General features: G+C 69.5%; 18 protein-coding genes and 1 tRNA gene. 18 read left to right on the forward strand and 1 reads right to left on the reverse strand.

Annotation, left to right across the window (positions count from 1 at the left end; translation table 11 throughout):
* From HY703_05610 to HY703_05645, 8 genes are all read left to right on the forward strand, one after another.
* A partial coding sequence (locus HY703_05610; protein MBI4544647.1) for a hypothetical protein occupies positions 1-645 on the forward strand: 645 nt, incomplete at its 5' end.
* A gap of 17 nt (positions 646-662) precedes the next feature.
* Positions 663-1,370 carry a hypothetical protein gene (locus tag HY703_05615; protein MBI4544648.1) on the forward strand — a complete coding sequence of 236 codons (708 nt, stop codon included), beginning with the start codon at positions 663-665 and terminating at the stop codon, positions 1,368-1,370.
* Entirely contained in the window at positions 1,367-2,317 is a 951-nt protein-coding gene (locus HY703_05620) for a hypothetical protein (GenBank protein MBI4544649.1), read from the forward strand. The genes HY703_05615 and HY703_05620 overlap by 4 nt, the downstream gene beginning before the upstream one ends.
* Before the next feature lie 170 nt (positions 2,318-2,487).
* Positions 2,488-2,931: a hypothetical protein gene (locus HY703_05625; GenBank protein ID MBI4544650.1), complete on the forward strand. Its 444-nt coding sequence runs from the start codon at positions 2,488-2,490 to the stop codon at positions 2,929-2,931.
* 85 nt (positions 2,932-3,016) lie between these two features.
* Complete coding sequence (gene argR / locus HY703_05630) at positions 3,017-3,481, forward strand: arginine repressor (GenBank protein MBI4544651.1); 465 nt, start codon at positions 3,017-3,019, stop codon at positions 3,479-3,481.
* Between the two features lie 85 nt (positions 3,482-3,566).
* On the forward strand, positions 3,567-4,871 hold the full coding sequence (locus tag HY703_05635) for an argininosuccinate synthase (GenBank protein MBI4544652.1): 1,305 nt from the start codon (positions 3,567-3,569) through the stop codon (positions 4,869-4,871).
* Positions 4,867-6,255: an argininosuccinate lyase gene (argH, locus tag HY703_05640; protein MBI4544653.1), complete on the forward strand. Its 1,389-nt coding sequence runs from the start codon at positions 4,867-4,869 to the stop codon at positions 6,253-6,255. Before HY703_05635 ends, argH begins: the two co-directional genes overlap by 5 nt.
* 114 nt (positions 6,256-6,369) lie before the next feature.
* Positions 6,370-7,056 carry a hypothetical protein gene (locus HY703_05645; GenBank protein MBI4544654.1) on the forward strand — a complete coding sequence of 229 codons (687 nt, stop codon included), beginning with the start codon at positions 6,370-6,372 and terminating at the stop codon, positions 7,054-7,056.
* A 27-nt stretch (positions 7,057-7,083) separates the two neighbouring features.
* On the opposite strand, the gene aroF is transcribed toward HY703_05645, so the two are convergent.
* Positions 7,084-8,121: a 3-deoxy-7-phosphoheptulonate synthase gene (gene aroF / locus HY703_05650; GenBank protein MBI4544655.1), complete on the reverse strand. Its 1,038-nt coding sequence runs from the start codon at positions 8,119-8,121 to the stop codon at positions 7,084-7,086.
* 421 nt (positions 8,122-8,542) lie between these two features.
* Here aroF and HY703_05655 point away from each other — a divergent pair, with 421 nt between their 5' ends.
* The 10 genes from HY703_05655 to HY703_05700 all read left to right on the forward strand — a co-directional run.
* A complete protein-coding gene (locus tag HY703_05655; GenBank protein ID MBI4544656.1) occupies positions 8,543-9,454 on the forward strand; it encodes a transketolase in 912 nt (303 codons plus the stop codon).
* Positions 9,451-10,449 (forward strand): transketolase family protein, encoded by a 999-nt coding sequence (locus tag HY703_05660; protein ID MBI4544657.1) that lies wholly within the window; start codon positions 9,451-9,453, stop codon positions 10,447-10,449. The genes HY703_05655 and HY703_05660 overlap by 4 nt, the downstream gene beginning before the upstream one ends.
* Positions 10,450-10,462: 13 nt before the next feature.
* Positions 10,463-11,401, forward strand: a complete 939-nt coding sequence (locus HY703_05665; GenBank protein MBI4544658.1) for a fructose-bisphosphate aldolase — start codon at positions 10,463-10,465, stop codon at positions 11,399-11,401.
* Between the two features lie 40 nt (positions 11,402-11,441).
* Complete coding sequence (gene rpiA, locus HY703_05670; protein ID MBI4544659.1) at positions 11,442-12,161, forward strand: ribose-5-phosphate isomerase RpiA; 720 nt, start codon at positions 11,442-11,444, stop codon at positions 12,159-12,161.
* Complete coding sequence (locus tag HY703_05675; GenBank protein ID MBI4544660.1) at positions 12,158-12,865, forward strand: ribulose-phosphate 3-epimerase; 708 nt, start codon at positions 12,158-12,160, stop codon at positions 12,863-12,865. Before rpiA ends, HY703_05675 begins: the two co-directional genes overlap by 4 nt.
* Before the next feature lie 13 nt (positions 12,866-12,878).
* Positions 12,879-12,962: transfer RNA gene (locus HY703_05680), tRNA-Leu, on the forward strand.
* Positions 12,963-13,016: 54 nt separating this feature from the next.
* Complete coding sequence (locus tag HY703_05685; protein MBI4544661.1) at positions 13,017-13,358, forward strand: hypothetical protein; 342 nt, start codon at positions 13,017-13,019, stop codon at positions 13,356-13,358.
* Complete coding sequence (rnz, locus tag HY703_05690) at positions 13,355-14,275, forward strand: ribonuclease Z (GenBank protein ID MBI4544662.1); 921 nt, start codon at positions 13,355-13,357, stop codon at positions 14,273-14,275. The genes HY703_05685 and rnz overlap by 4 nt, the downstream gene beginning before the upstream one ends.
* 56 nt (positions 14,276-14,331) lie before the next feature.
* On the forward strand, positions 14,332-15,150 hold the full coding sequence (locus tag HY703_05695; protein ID MBI4544663.1) for a prephenate dehydrogenase: 819 nt from the start codon (positions 14,332-14,334) through the stop codon (positions 15,148-15,150).
* Positions 15,147-15,979, forward strand: an 833-nt coding sequence (locus HY703_05700; protein ID MBI4544664.1) for a 3-phosphoshikimate 1-carboxyvinyltransferase, incomplete at its 3' end; no start/stop codon positions are given. The genes HY703_05695 and HY703_05700, both read left to right, overlap by 4 nt.

Genomic DNA, 15,979 nt, shown 5'->3' on the forward strand with positions numbered 1-15,979 from the left:
GGCCTGCACTACGCCCGGCGAGTCACCGACCGCCTGAGCTTTGGCGTGACCGGCAAGCTAGCGCAGGAAGGCCTCGACTTCGCGCAGGCTCGCTGGGTGGGCGCGGATGTGGGGACGGTCTTCCGCACCGGGCTGCTGGCAAGCACCGTGGGCGTGTCCATCTCGAACCTCGGTTCCCGCGCCCGCATGGAAGGCGCAGCGCTGGACCGGAAGGTCGTGGCCACCAGGGATCCGCTCTTCCCTACGGCGCGCGAGCTGCCGGCGTCGTTCCAGACGCAGGAGCTGCACATGCCCACCATGTTCCGCTTCGGCGTGCGCACCGAGCTGGTCGGCCCGCCCCACGCGCTCGTGGCCGCCAATGCCAGCCATTCCCTCAACCTGCTCACCGAGCTCACGGACGCCATTGATGGGCCCATCTCGCCCGTGCTCGCCCTCGAGTACGCCTTCCGGGAGCGCGCGTTCCTGCGCGGATCCAAGCGCTGGCAGCGCGAGGACCGCGCGCCCTTCGATTTCGGCGATGGCCTCGCCGCCGGACTCGGCGTCCGCATTCCGGTGCTCGGCCGCAGCCTGATTCTCGATTACGCCTTTCAGACGCTGGACCCGCTGGGCTCGTCCCAGACGTTCTCCGTTGAGTTGGGCTTCTAATGCGTGCGAGGACTGCCATGATTCGACCAGTTTATCTATCCGCCGGGCTCCTCCTCGCCCAGGCCGCGGGCGCCAGCGCCCAGGTGGCGCCGGGCCGGTTCCAGGTGAGCGTGGAAGGCGCCTGGCAGACATATGCGGAATCCGCCGCGCTCGACAATGCGCCGCTGGCAGGGCTGCACGGCGTCTTCTACCTGAACCGATCCCTGGGGCTGGGCGCCCACCTGCTGGCGGGACGGCCCTGGACCCGCGGCGAGTACTTCCCCTACGTCCGCCACTCCTATCTCTCTGCGGACGAGACCAACGACACCACCCTTCTCTATGTGGTGCGCCAGCACGTGACTCACCTGCAGTTGGGGATCGACGCGACCGTGCGCCGCGAGTGGGGTCGCCTGGCCCCCTTCGCCACGGCCGGGGTCGGCCGCTATCGCTTCTTCCTCGATCCCGAGCAGCTCAACCGCCTCGAGGACTTGAGTGGCACCTCCTTCCACTTCGGCGGCGGCCTCGAGCTGCAGATGTCCGAGGCCGCCGGCCTGCGCTTTGGCCTCACCGACCAGGTGCTGCTCGACTTCGATCGCGACCGCTTCTGCGTCAACTGCAGCGGCGCCATGGCCTTGCTGCAGGAGGACCGCTTCCCCAGCCCGCTGCGCGTGGTGGCAAAGGAGAGCACCATCCACAACTGGCGCTTCGTCGGTTCCTTCAGCTTTGTTCCCGGAGGGCAGCCATGACCCGGGCCGTTGCCACCTCGATTGCAACCGGGGCACTGAGTCTGACGCTCGTGGCCTGCGACGCCGAAACGCCCTTCGAGCTGGCGGGCGGCCCCGTCTACGATTTCCGCGTTGTCGTCGAGGCCACTGCCGCTGGATTGCTGCCCGGTGGCGGTGTGCAGGTCTTCAGCAAAGCGGGCGGCGTGCTCGACAGCCTGCGCCTCACCCTCAAGGGGCTGGCACCCCTCGCTTCCGGCGGCTACACGCTCTATTCCGTGGACGAACGCACCAACGCGGTGTCTACCGCCCGCACCGGCATCGCGCCCGACAGCCTGGGCAACGCCAGCACGACCGTCACGCGCGCGGCCCTGGGCAGCGGCACCAGCGTGGTGCTGGGGTTCGGAGCGGCCGACTACGGCAGTGCTTTCAAACCCCTGTACTTCCAGTTCCGCAGTCCCGCCTCCGGCGCGCTCACGGCCAGCGGCTCGCTCAAGCTGGGGAAGTTCAGTGGGACAACCTCAACCTCGAGCACATTCCGGATGCCGCCATCAGCCAGGTGGGGTCGCGGTGGCCTGTGGATCGACCAGCCCAGCAGGGGCGACGTGTGGCTGCGCGGCTACGTGCTGCACGTGCCCCTGGCACCCAACGGCTTCCAATGGGTGGGTTGGACCGTACGCCTCAGCTCGGCCGGCGATACCATCAAGGCTGCGGCGCGGCTCGGACTCCTGACGGACTCGGCCGGCACGGCGTTCGACGACCCGGAAACCGCCCCCAGCGGCGCGGCACTCCCAGAATTGCCCAAGGCCTTCTTCGACGGCAGTAAGAGCGGACTGAATGCCGCCCTCGAGACATTCACGCATGTCTTCCTCACCCTCGAGCCCCGGGGTGCTGCGGCCAGCCGGCCCGCTCCGACTATTGTCTACCGGGGCGCGTTTCCCCGACAGTACCTGCTCAGGAGCACCCAGTGACACGCGGGTGCCTTGCCCAAATGGACCGCTCGACACCCTCGAAACCGTCGCGCCGCTTGACCGTAGCCAAAGCCGCCGCTCGCGCCTAGCTTGCCCAGTGATCACGGATCTCTAGCCGGCAACTACTCCCCCACGATGCGGAGGCGCGCATCGACATCGCCTGGCCAATCATGCTGTGGGCCGGCACCGCCGCCACCCTCGCCGTGGCCTGGCTCGCCGCCCTGCTGCCCGGCAGCGGCATCAGCGCCATCCGGTTCCTCGGCTGCCTGCCCGGCGCCGGACCCGCGGGCTTGCTCAATGGCCTGCTGGGATGGCTTACCTTGCTGGCCACCGGCACGCTGGCGCTTCCCATCCTCTATGCCCTGGGCTTCGAAGCCCTGGGCCGCGCGCACCTCGACAACGGGCTGCTGCTGGGAGCCGTCCACTCCCTTGCCGCCGGATTCGCCCTGCCTATCCTGGGCAACAGAAACCGCTGCATCCGCGCCGGAAAGCTTCCCCCACCCGGACCCTTCGCCTACCGCTACGGCCGCCTCGCACCCCTCCGCTTTATCCTCGCGCACCTGCTCTACGGCGCCATCATCGGCTACGTCTACGTCGTGCCCCTTCCTGCCTAGTGCTTCGCCACACACGTCCCAACCACCGAGGCGGCGCACTCGTGTCGGTTGACACCAGGCCACCCGCCGCCCCACCCTTCCGCCTATGGATAAACGAGAAAGACACGACGCCATCCTCGACCTCCTCCGCCGCCGCCGCATCTCCAGCCAGGAGCACCTCCGACAACTCCTCCTCGAGCGCGGCTTCGAGGTCACCCAGGCAACCCTCTCCCGCGACATCCGTGAACTCCGCCTCGTCAAGGTGCCCGACGCCCAGGGCCACGCCTACTACACACTGCCGCCCGACCAGTGGGAGCAGACCCCGCCCCTGCAACGGCTCCTGCGCACCCTCTTCGTCGGCAGCGAAGGCACCGGCAACCTCCTCGTCGTCAAGACCCTGACCGGCGGCGCCCAACCCATCGCCGTCGCACTCGACTGGGAAGAATGGCCCGAAATCGTCGGCACCATCGCCGGCGACGACACCATCCTCCTCATCCTGCGTAACCGCAAGCAGCTCCCCACCATCCAGCACCGCCTCGAATCCCTCGCCGGCCTGCACCACCAGGGTTGACAAGCGGCAAGTTGGGCTGCATAGTTATGCGCCAACAGGCGCATAAGTCCCCGGACCCACCAGCGGCCGGGAGAAAGGCGGCACAATGGCGCTCACCGTGGTGCTGGCATATTCGGGTGGACTGGACACGTCCATCATCGTGCCCTGGCTGCGCGAGACGTACGGGGCGGATGTGGTGTGTCTGGCGGCGGATGTGGGGCAGGGGGAGGAGCTGCGCGGGGTGGAGGCGCGGGCTCGGCGGCAGGGTGCGGCGGCGTGTGTGGTGGAGGATTTGAGGGAGGTGTTTGTGCGGGAGGCGATCTGGCCGACGCTGCGGGCGGGCGCGGTTTACGCGCGCAAGTACTTGTTGGGGACGGCCATGGCGCGTCCGGTGGTAGCGCGGGCGCAGGCGGAGCTCGCCTTGCGCATAGGTGCGGACGCGCTGGCGCACGGCTGCACGGGGAAGGGCAACGACCAGGTTCGTTTCGAACTGACGTACGCGGCGTTTGCGCCGCGGCTGCGCGTGATTGCGCCGTGGCGGGAGTGGGGTATCCGTTCTCGTGAAGAAGCGCTCGAGTACGCGGCGGCGCGGGGGATCGAGGTAGCGGCCTCCAAGGAGAAGATTTACTCGCGGGACCGGAATCTCTGGCACCTCTCGCACGAGGGTGGTCCGCTGGAGGACCCGGCTTTCGAGCCGCCGCCGGAGCTGCTGCAGTGGATCCGGCCGCTGGAGGAGGTGCGGGACCGGCCGGAATACGTCGAGATCGGCTTCGAATCCGGCTACCCGGTGTCGGTGGATGGGGAAGTGCTGGAATGCGTTCCTTTGCTCGAGCGGCTGAACGCCCTGGGTGCGGAGCACGGGGTCGGGGTAGCCGACGTGGTGGAGGACCGGCTGGTCGGCATGAAGTCGCGGGGCGTCTACGAGACGCCGGGCGGCACGCTGCTCCATGAGGCGCACCGGGATCTCGAGCAGCTCGTGCTGGACCGGCGCACCCTGGCCCTGAAGGACGAGCTGGCGGCGCGCTATGCCGATCTGGTGTATGAGGGCCGCTGGTGGTCAGCGGAGCGGGAGGCGTTGGACGCACTGGTGAGCGCAACCCAGCGGCACGTCACGGGCGCCGTGCGGCTCAAGTTGTACAAGGGGAACGCTGTTGTGGTCGGGCGCAGAAGCCCGTATTCGCTGTATGACCGGGCGCTCGCCTCATTTGGCGGGGAAGGGGAGTACAATCACGCGGACGCGGAGGGCTTTATCCGCCTGTTTTCGCTGGGCACGCGTGCAGAGTCGCGGCGCGCCATGGCGGAGGCGGCTGGGCCTGGCGCGGAGCCGCCTGCGCCGGGCGCCGCCGAGCGGGTGGCGCCGGCGCCGGGAGACGACACGGAGGTCGAGTTGGCGGGAGTTCCCGCACATTAGTGGTTTCGGCGACGAGCACGGGCTTTGGGGAGGCCGCTTTGCGGTGCCCCTCTCACCGCTCCTCCATGAATTGAATCGCAGCTTGCCCGTGGACGGGCGGCTCTGGGCGGAGGACGTCGAGGCCAGCCAGGCCTGGGCGCAGGCGCTGGTGGGGGCTGGCGTCCTGACGGCCCAGGAGGCGGAGGCGCTGTCCGCCGGGCTGGAGCGGGTCTCCCAAAAGCTGGAGGCCGGGGCAGCCGTCTCCGCTGCAGACGAAGACATTCACACACTGGTCGAGCGACTGCTGTACGAGGAGGTGGGGGAGGTGGCGGGGAAGTTGCACGCGGGTCGCTCGCGCAACGACCAGGTTGCCACGGATTCCCGCCTGTGGGCGCTTCGCGCAGGTACCCGGCTCGATGGTGGGTTACGTGGCCTGCAGTCGGCCCTTGTCGAGCAGGCCGCAGCAGCCCTGGACTTTTTGATACCTGCCTACACGCACCTGCGTCGCGCGCAGCCGATGCGGCTAGCGCACTGGCTGCTTTCGCATTTTTGGGCGCTCCAGCGCGACCGCGAGCGGCTGGCAGACGCGCTCGAGCGCGTCTCCGTGCTGCCGCTCGGTTCGGCGGCGTCCAGCGGGTCTGGCTTCCCGGTGGACCGCGAGCTGCTCAGGCGGCTCCTCGGTTTTCGCGCCGTTTCCGCCAACTCGCTCGATGCCGTGGGCGACCGCGACTGGGTCGCCGAGCTCGTCTTCACGGCCGCGTTGGCCGCCGCTCACCTGTCGCGGCTGGCCGAGGACCTGATCCTGTTCTCCGCTGAGGAGTTCGGCTTCGTTCGCCTGCCCGAGGCGTACACCACGGGTTCCAGCCTCATGCCGCAGAAGCGGAATCCTGACGGGCTCGAGCTGGCCCGCGCCAAAGCCGCACGTCTCGCGGGCGATGTCGTCGCGGCACTCGCGCTGCTGAAGGGCCTGCCCTCGGGGTATCAGAAGGACCTGCAGGAGGACAAAGTCCTGCTTTTCGGCGCCTTCGACACCCTGGCCAGCGTGCTGCCGGTAACCCGCGAGACCGTCGCCGGCCTGCAGTGGGACGAACCAGCCTTGCGCCTCGCCGCCTCCGACGATTTCCTGATGGCCACGGACCTGGCCGACGAGCTGGTGCGCCGCGGCGTCCCCTTCCGCGCCGCCCACGCCGCGGTCGGCCGGCTGGTCCGCCAGGCGGAAGAGGCGGGCGTCCGGTTGCACCAGTTGCCGCCCGCCGCGTGGGCCGATGCGCACCCCGCATTCACGAGCCCGCCTCTCGAACAGCTCGACCCGGAGACCTCCGCTGAAGCGCGGAGCCTGCCCGGCGGCACCGCGCGCCCGGCTATTCTGGCGCAACTCGCAGCCGCCCGCGCCGCCCTCGGATAGCACCCGATCGCCCGCTGCTCCGCCATCCCTGACGGGAACGAAATTTGCATCCTCGGGGAGTGCGGCTGGCGGCCGCCCCGCCGCCCGTCACGCTCTTGGGTGGAGCAATCAGCGGTGAGAAATCCGTTCGCTTCTCGTGGCCTTTCGGAGCCGACACGCCGCCGCATCGAGCTGGCGGTCGCGGTGGCGCAGGAACGGCTGCTGGGCACGCACGTGGATCACGCGCTCGCCCTGATCCAGCTCGTGGGCGCCCGCGTGCCATTCGAGGACGCACTCGACATCTACACCCGCATGCTGCGCCTTTCGGACGAGGAGGCGCGCGTGATCACGACGCGGGCTCTGGCGATCCTGGGCGAGCGGGCCGGAGGCGCGGCGGGCTGGCCCGAGCCGGCGAGCGGGCCTCACCGGGGCGGCGGCGAGCGTGGCGGCACCCGTTCCTTCCTCGAGAACCTGCGCCAGCGCCTGCGTGGCCGGGTCAATGAGGAGCTGCGGCGCTGGATCGAGATCGATGCCGCGCGCACCGAGGTGGCGCTGCTGGAAACGCATGTCGACAACGCCCTCAAGTTCGTCGAGCTGCTGGAGAAGGAGGCACCCTTCGACGAGGCCGTCGACCTCTATCTGGACGCGCTGGACGTGCGCGACAGCGTGGGCGAGGTAGTCTATTATTATGCGCTCTCCCGCCTCGGCCCCCGGTTCCTGCCGCAAGCCGAGCCCAAGGCGGCGCAGGCGCGGGCCGAGACGATCCGGCTAAAACCGGCAGAGGAGCGCCGCTTGCGGGTCGTCGAGAGCGAAGGCGCCTAGCATAGGGCGAAGGCGCCTAATATTGGACTAGGCTGCCGCGACTTCCGCGGCCGGCGCGCGCCGTCCGACGACCCGCGCCAGCTCACGGACCACGCGCATCATGGGCTCGAACTCTTCCAGAGACAGGGACTGATCGCCGTCCGAGAGAGCCTCCTCCGGATTGGGGTGCACCTCGACCAGCAGCCCATCGGCACCGGCGGCCACGGCCGCGTAGGCGAGCGGGGCCACCAGTCCGCGCTTGCCGCCGGCGTGGCTCGGGTCCGCCAGCACCGGCAGATGGGTCTCGCCCTTGAGCACGGGGATGGCCGTCACATCGAAGGTGTTGCGCGTCGCCGTCTCGAAGGTGCGGATGCCGCGTTCACACAGCACGACGTTCATGTTGCCCTGGCTCATGATGTACTCGGCCGCGAGCAGTAGGTCGCCAATCGTCGCGGACATACCCCGCTTCAGCAGCACGGGCCGGTGCAGCCGTCCGACCTCGGAGAGGAGTGCGAAATTCTGCATGTTGCGCGCGCCCACCTGCAGCATGTCCGCGTACTGGGCCACGCGCTCGACCTGACGCGTATCCATGACTTCGGTCACCACCGGCAGCCCCGTTTCCCGGCGCACTTCTGCCAGGATCTTGAGTCCCTCTTCGCCCAGGCCCCGGAACGAGTAGGGGGAAGTCCGCGGCTTGAAGGCGCCGCCTCGCAGCAGCCGGGCCCCGGCCGCCCGCACGCCCAGCGCCGTTTGGCGTAGCATCTCGCGCCCCTCCACTGAGCAGGGGCCCGCAATGACCACCAGCTCCTCGCCCCCCACCGCGGCCTGGCCAACACGGACCAGGGTAGGCCCGGCGGCGAATTCGAGGGCCGCAAGCTTGTACGGCTTGAGGACGGGGAGCACCTGCTCGACTCCAGGAATGGAAAGCAGCGGGACCTCCTTCAGCCGCTCTTCATCCCCGATGCAGCCGACGATGGTACGCTGCTCGCCGCGCGAGATGTGTGTGCGCAGCCCCAGGGACTCGATCCGCTCCCGGATATGGTCCAGCTCGCTCTCCGTGATGCCGGGCCTCGTGACGATGATCATGCCAACCTTCCAGCGAACGTTTGCGGCAAAAAAACGCGGCCCTCGGTTGCCGAGGGCCGCGGGGCGCTACCGGTTTCGGGTATGGCTAATCCCGAACGTATCGCCGTCCTCGACCCCGGCCGCGCGGCCGGTAGCCAAAGTAGGCGGTAAAGCCGAAAGCCCGATTCCGTAGCAAATCCATGGTCCCAAGCTGCTTACGGCCAATGCCTTTGTCAACCCCCGGCTGCGGGCCATGCGGGCCAGTGGGCAGCTGGTGACCCGCCGCGGCGCGGGAATCCGCTAGTTCCCGCCCACCTTGGTTCTGACGAGCGGGTTAGCGCCAAGTTCAATGATGGCGGCCGTCTCTTTTTGCGCCCGCGCCCGGGCTCCACTAGATTTTCCCCCCGTCGCCCTGGCGCCTGGAATCGCTGGCAGGGGGTACATGGCTCGAGCGTTGGCGGACGGGACCCGGAGTGCCGCGCAGATCCACGCCTTGAGGGAGCGCGCCACGACGATCCGGCGCCACATCGTGGAAATGCTGGCCGAGGCGGGGAGCGGCCACCCGGGTGGTTCGCTTTCCGCCGTCGAGATCGTCACCGCCCTCTTTTTCGGGGGCGTGCTGCGCTACGACCCTGCCCGGCCCGACTGGCCGGACCGGGACCGCTTCATCCTCTCCAAGGGTCACGGTGTGCCGGTGCTGTACGCGGCGCTGGCCGAGGCCGGCTTCTTCCCCGTCGCGGAGCTGCGCACGCTGCGCAAGATCAACAGCCGCCTGCAGGGCCATCCCGCCCTGGGCACGGCGCCCGGCATCGAAGCGTCTACGGGCGCGCTCGGCCAGGGCCTGTCCATCGGCCTGGGCATGGCGCTCGCCGCCCGTATGGACCGGCGCGACTACCGCGTCTTCGTCCTCCTCGGTGATGGCGAGTGTCAGGAGGGGCAGGTCTGGGAGGCGGCGCTGGCGATCGGGTTCCAACGCCCAGCCAACCTCGTGGCCATCGTCGACTACAACAAATACCAACTGGATGGGGCCGTGGCGAGCATCCTGGACCTGCACCCGCTGGCGGCCAAGTGGCGCGCCATGCGCTGGCAGGTGCAGGAGATCGATGGCCATGACCTGCGCCAGGTGCTGCACGCGCTCGAGTGGGCTGCGGGCGTGGGCGCGCCCGCCTGCATCATTGCCCACACGGTCAAGGGCAAGGGCGTCAGCTTCATGGAGGGTGAGAACGCGTATCACGGCGTTGCGCCCACTGAGGAGGAACTGGCCAAGGCGCTGGCGGAGCTGAACGGCGCATTGGCGCGCGCGGAGCTCTCCATCGAGCGCGAGGCGGCTGAGGACCAGGAGGCCGGGCGGTGAAAGGCCTGTATCCCGGGCTGACCTTCGGCAAGGCTACCCGCGACGCGTACGGCGAGGCACTGCGCGAGCTGGGCCAGGAACACCCGGAAATCGTGGTGCTGGACGCCGACCTGGCCAAAAGCACGAAGAGCGCCTACTTCGGCGAGGAGTTCCCTGACCGCTTCCTGAACGTTGGGATCCAGGAGGCCAACATGGTCGGGATGGCCGGCGGCCTCGCCAGTTGCGGCAAGGTCCCCTTCATTTCCAGCTTCGCCTGTTTCGTCATTCTCAAGGGATTCGACCAGTTGCGCATGGCCGTGGCCTACCCGCACCTCAACGTGAAAGTCGCGGGCAGTCACGGCGGCATCTCGCCGGGCGAGGACGGTGCCAGCCAGCAGTCGGTGGAAGACGTGGCCCTGGCCTGCAGCCTGCCTGGCTTTGTGGTCTGCGTGCCCTCTGACGAGCACCAGATGCGCGCGGCAGTAAAGGCGGCGTACCGCCACTACGGGCCTGTCTACCTGCGCCTGGGGCGCCCCAAAGCGCCTCTGATTTACACCGCTGAGCCGTCCGACTTTCAATTTGGCCGCGCCGTCCGCCTGCGCGACGGAGGCGATGCTACCGTGGTGGCCAACGGGCTCATGGTGGGCGCCGCGCTGGTGGCCTCCGAGCAGTTGCGCGCCGAGGGCATGGGGGTGCGGGTGCTGGATATGGCAACCGTCAAGCCGCTGGACGAGGAAGAGCTCCGCCGGGCTGCAGAGGAGACGGGGGGCATCGTGGTGGCCGAGGAACACCTGCTGCATGGCGGCCTGGGCGCGCGAGTGGCGCAGGCCGTCGGCTCCCTCTGTCCCGTGCCCATGGAGTTCGTCGGCCTGGACGATACCTACGCCGAGAGCGGCGACCCCGAAGCCCTGTTCCGCAAGTACGGCCTCACTGCGGATCACGTAGTCGCCGCGCTGCGGCGCGTGCTCTCCCGGCGGACCTGGGGCGCGAGCCAGGCCAACTCCCTTTCCATCTGAACCGGAGGTACACATGTGTCCGGATGCCTCGGCCACTCTCGAAGCGCCGCCAGAGCGCACGGCGCGTCCCAGCCTGGACGAGCTGGATCTCCCGCTCGGCAAGCGCGTACGGCTGCACCGCCTGCTGTACGAGTACGGCCTCGGGAACGGCACCTTGCTGGTCCTCCCCATTGACCAGGGGATCGAGCACGGCCCCGTCGACTTCTTGCCCAACCCGGCGGCGCAGGACGCGGACTTCCAGTGGCGCCTGGCGCTGGAGGGCGGCTACAACGCCCTCGCCTGCCATTGGGGTCTGGCGCGCAAGTACATGAGGCGCTACGCCGGCAGGGTGCCGCTCATCCTGAAGATCAACGGCAAGACGGAAATTCCTAGCGACGAGGAAGCCCTTTCCTCGCCCACGGCCACAGTCGAGGAAGCCGTCGCACTGGGCGCGGACGCGGTGGGCTATACCCTCTATGTTGGCTCGCCGCGCCAGGATGAGGACTTCGCCCGGCTCAGCCGCGTGCGGGACGCCTGCGAGAAGTGGGGCATGCCGCTCGTGGTCTGGTCCTACCCGCGGGGCCGGGCCATCGAGCAGAAGGGTGGCCGCGATTCCCTGTACGCCGTGGATTACGCCGCCCGCCTGGCCCATGAACTGGGCGCGGACATCATCAAGCTGAACGTGCCCAAGAAGAGCGACAAGGATGCGCAGCAGCCGAAGAAATACCAGGAGTTGGAGTGGGACTACGAGAGTGGTGTGCGCCGGGTCGTCGCCTCAGCGGGGCGCTCCCTCGTCCTGTTCAGCGGCGGCAGCAAGGTGGGCGACGAGGACCTGCTCGAGAAGGCGCGCATCACGATGGAGCAGGGCGCGACGGGGCTCATTTTTGGCCGCAACATGTGGCAGCGCTCGATGCCGGATGCCCTCGACCTGACGCAGCGCATTCGCGGCATCATGCGCCGCTTCCCGGGCTGAAGGAAAGACGCTGGTGCAAGGCCGCGAAGCACTGAAGCGCATGGCCGCCATGCGGGCGGTCGATCTGGTCGAGGAGGGCATGGTGCTCGGCCTGGGCACGGGCTCGACTGCCCGGCACGTCCTGGAAGTCATCGCAGAGCGACGCGCCAGGGGAGAGCTGCAGCACATTGCGGGTGTCGCTACCTCCCGCGGCACCGAGTGGTACGCCCGCGAGCTGGGCATTCCCCTGGTCACCCTCGAGCAGGAGCCGCGCCTCGACCTGACCCTGGATGGCGCGGACGAGATCGATCCTCAGCTCGACCTCATCAAGGGGCTGGGAGGCGCACTGCTCTGGGAAAAACTGGTGGCGGCGGTCTCCGACCGAGTCGCCATCGTGGCCGATCAAAGCAAGCTGGTGAAGCGGCTGGGCGAGCGCGTGCCGCTTCCCGTCGAGGTCATCCCCTTCGGGTGGACCACTCACCTCACCTACCTGGACATGCTCGGCGCACAGCCCACACTGCGCACGGACGCGAATGGCAGCCCATACCTCACGGACGGCGGGCATTACCTGCTGGATTGCCGCTTCGCCGGCGGACTAGCGGACCCCGAACGGATCGAATTCGAGCTCGTGCAGCGCGTGGGTATCGTCGCCACCGGGCTCTTCCTGGGCGTGGCTGACGCCGTGGTCGTGGCCGGCCCCGACGGCGTTCGCGTGCTGCATGGCGAGCGCGGCCGCGCGGCGGGCGGCAGGCAGGCCGGGGGTGCGGCCGAGACGCCATGAAGATGAAGATCGCCGTTTCCGTGCTTGCTGCGGATTTCGCCCGGCTAGCCGAGGCCGTCGAGCAGGCCGGCGCGGCGGGCGCGGACTGGGTCCACGTGGATGTCATGGACGGGCATTTCGTGCCTAACCTCACCATCGGCCCGCCCGTCGTCGCGGCGCTGCGTCGCGTGACCGACCTGCCGCTGGACGTGCACCTCATGATCGAGTCGCCTGAGCGGCTGCTCGCGGCGTTCCGCGATGCGGGCGCGGACTGGCTGACCGTGCACGCCGAGACGTGCCCCCATCTGCACCGCACGGTCCAGCAGATCCGCGAGCTGGGCATGCGCCCCGGCGTCGCCATCAACCCCGCCACACCACTGGCCGCGCTCGACGAGATCCTCCTATGCCTGGATCTCGTGCTGCTCATGACCGTCAATCCTGGCTTCGGCGGCCAGGCCTTCGTCCCCAGCAGCACGGCGAAGGTGGCACGGCTGCGGCAGCAGTTGGAAGAGCGGCGGCTCGGCGCGCTGGAGCTCGAAGTCGACGGAGGAATCGGCCCGGACACCGCCCCGCAGGTGGTGCGCGCGGGCGCTACGGTACTGGTGGCCGGCGCCGCTATCTTCAACACCCGCGCCTCCGTGGCCGAGAACCTGGCGGCGCTGCGCCGCGCCGCCGCCGCCGTGCCGCACGGCCCTCCGGTTGAGGCTGCGCCGCAGCGCAGCTAGATTTCGACAGGGAGCCGGGGTGGCGGAATCGGCAGACGCAGCGGACTTAAAATCCGTAGCCCGCAAGGGCGTGTGGGTTCGAGTCCCACCCCCGGCATATCCTTCCCACTTCCGCTTGCACCCCCGGCCGCCTCGCGGGTAGCTTCCAGGCATGGAGCTGGCGATCACCCTCCTGGCCGTCCTCGGCTTCGGTATTGTGCTGCTGCGGCTGGCGCGCGCCAGTTGGCGCGTGGCACGCCGGGGGCTGGAACTGTTCCTGGCGCGGGCAGTGGCAGCGGCGCGCGCCCGGCGGGGGGATCTGACCGGCATGGCCGAAGCCCGGGAGCGGGTCGCGGCGGCCCGACGCTCCGGGCTCCGCGCCTTCCTGCGACTGGCCGCCTGGCTGGCGGTGCTCGCTGCACCCGCCCTGATCCCCTGGGGCCAGGTGGTCTACGCCTCCTACTTTCTGGCCTGGCTGACGGCGCGCGGCGTACGGGAGCTGCGCGCCGGATGATCCGCGTAACCTTCCTGGGCACCGCCGCCAGCCGCCCTACGGTCGGCCGGAACGTGAGCGCCGTGCTCGTGAACCGGGAGGGCGAACTCCTGCTCTTCGATTGCGGCGAGGGCACGCAGCGGCAGATGATGCGCTTCGCCACGGGATTCTCCGTCCACGATATCTTCTTCACCCACATGCACGCCGACCACTTCCTGGGCGTCATCGGCTTGCTTCGTACCATGGGCCTGCAGGCACGGGAGGAGCCCATCACGCTTTGGGCGCCCGAGGGCGGCGGGCAGATCCTGCACGACGCCGTCCACCTGGGCGTCGAACGCGTGCCCTTTGCCATCCACATCCAGGAGCTGCCGCCGGAGACCCGGCTCTCCCGCAATGGTTACGACCTGGTGGCCTACCGCTCCCAGCACGGCGGGCGCTCGGTGGGTTACGCCTTGATCGAGCACCAGCGGCTCGGCCGGTTCCATCCCGAGCGCGCCCGCGAGCTGGGCGTGCCGGAAGGCCCGCTCTTCGGCAAGCTGCACAAGGGCGAGCCCGTTGTCGTGGACGGACGGCTGGTGCGCCCCGAAGACGTGGTGGGACCGGCCCGCTCTGGCCGCCGCATCGTCTACACTGGCGACACGCGCCCCTGCCGGGGCACCATCGAATCCGCACGCTCGGCCGACCTGCTCATCCACGACGCCACCTTCGGCGATGACGAGGCGGATCGCGCCCGCGCCACCGGGCACTCGACGGCCCGCGAAGCGGCACAGGTCGCCCGCCGCGCCCGCGCGCGGCGCCTCGCGCTCACGCACCTCTCTTCCCGCTACGCAGAGGATCCACGCGGCCTCGAGCGCGAGGCACGCGACATTTTCCCCGCCGCCGTGGTCGCCTACGACGGCCTCCAAATCGAAGTGCCCTTCACCTCGGAGGAAAGCTGAAGCCAACACCCTCCGCCCAACCGTTCCGGCGCATTGCCATTGTCGGCCTCGGGCTCATGGGCGGATCTCTCGCCCTCGCGCTCCGCCGCCTCTCGCCCACTCCCGCCATCCACGCCTCTTCCCTCGACACCCAGGCGCTCGAGCGCGCCGTCCGCGACGGCGCCATTGACCACGCCACGCCCGACCCGCTCGAGGCGATCCGCGACGCCGAGCTGGTCGTCTACGCCACCCCCGTCACCGGCACCGTGCAGATGCTCCGGGAGCACAAGGGCGCCTGGCCGGAGCACGCGACGCTCACGGACCTGGGCAGTGTGAAACGGCCGGTCATGGTGGCGGCCTTGGCGGCGGGCATTGGGGAGCGTTTCGTGGGGGGGCACCCCATGGCCGGGGATCACCGCAGCGGCTATGGCGCGGCGCGCGCCGCGCTATTTGCCGGGGCGCGTGTGTGGCTGGTGCCGGCAGCGGGATCGAGTTCCGCAGGTGAGGCGGTCGATGCGCCCGTGAACCGACTGCTGGCGTTCTGGCGGGCGGTTGGCGCGGACCCGCGCGTGGTCGGCGCGGAGGAGCATGACTCACTGGCCGCCTGGGCGAGCCACCTGCCGCAGGTGGCGGCCAGCGCGCTGGGTATGGTGCTGGGCGGGTCGGGCACGTCAGCAGACATGCTTGGCCCGGGTGGCCGCGATACGACCCGGCTGGCGGCGAGTCCGCCCGAGTTGTGGGCGGACATCCTGCTCCACAACGTGGACCTGCTGGGCCGCCCGCTGGCCGCGCTGCAGGAGGCTCTGGCGGAGTTGAGGGAGGTCATGGCGCGGGGGGATCGAGAGGGTCTGCTCCGCCTGCTGGCTGCAGCCCAGGACTGGCGTGAGGGAACGTGAGCGGGCGCCGCGTCCGGGTGGTTGAGGTTCGTGTCCCGGGGGACAAGTCGATCACGCATCGGGCGCTGCTCTTGGCGGCGTTGGCGCACGGCACGAGCAGGGTGCGCCGGGCGCTGGCGGGGGAGGATACCGAGGCAACGGCTGGGGTGCTGCGGTCCCTGGGGTGTGCGATGCCGGAGCTGGGCGCAGCGGAGGTGCTGGAAATCGACGGCCTGGGGCTCGGGGGACTGCGTGCGCCGGCGGCGACTCTGGACTGCGCGAACAGCGGCACCACGGCCAGACTGCTGCTTGGAGTACTGGGTGGGCACCCTTTCCGCGCCAAGCTGACCGGCGATACTTCGCTGCGCTCGCGGCCGATGCGGCGGGTCACGGGCCCACTTTCCCAAATGGGTGCCGTCTTCCGGGAGCTGGGCGAGCCCGACCGGCTCCCCATCGAGGTGGAGGGCGGTCGGCTGCGGCCACTGGATTTCGCCAGTCCCCGGTCCAGCGCCCAGGTGAAGAGCGCGCTTCTGCTTGCGGGTCTAGTAGGCGGTGCGCCGGTGCGTGTCAGCGAGCCCGTGCTCTCGCGCGACCACACGGAGCGACTGCTGCGGGCTATGGGCGCGAACCTCGTCGCCGAGCGGACGCCCGCCGGCGCCCCCGCTGTGCGCCTCGAGCCGCCGGAATTCCTCGAGCCCCTCGACCTGACCGTGCCGGGCGACTTCTCCTCCGCCGCCTTCTTCCTTGCCCTGGGCCTTCTCGCGCCCGCGGGCGCGGTACGGATCCGCAGCGTCGGTGTAAACCCCACGCGTGTTGGGCTGCTGGAAGCTGTTCAGCGCATGGGCGCGAC

This window comes from Gemmatimonadota bacterium, from assembly GCA_016209965.1.
In the GTDB taxonomy this organism is placed as follows: domain Bacteria; phylum Gemmatimonadota; class Gemmatimonadetes; order Longimicrobiales; family RSA9; genus JACQVE01.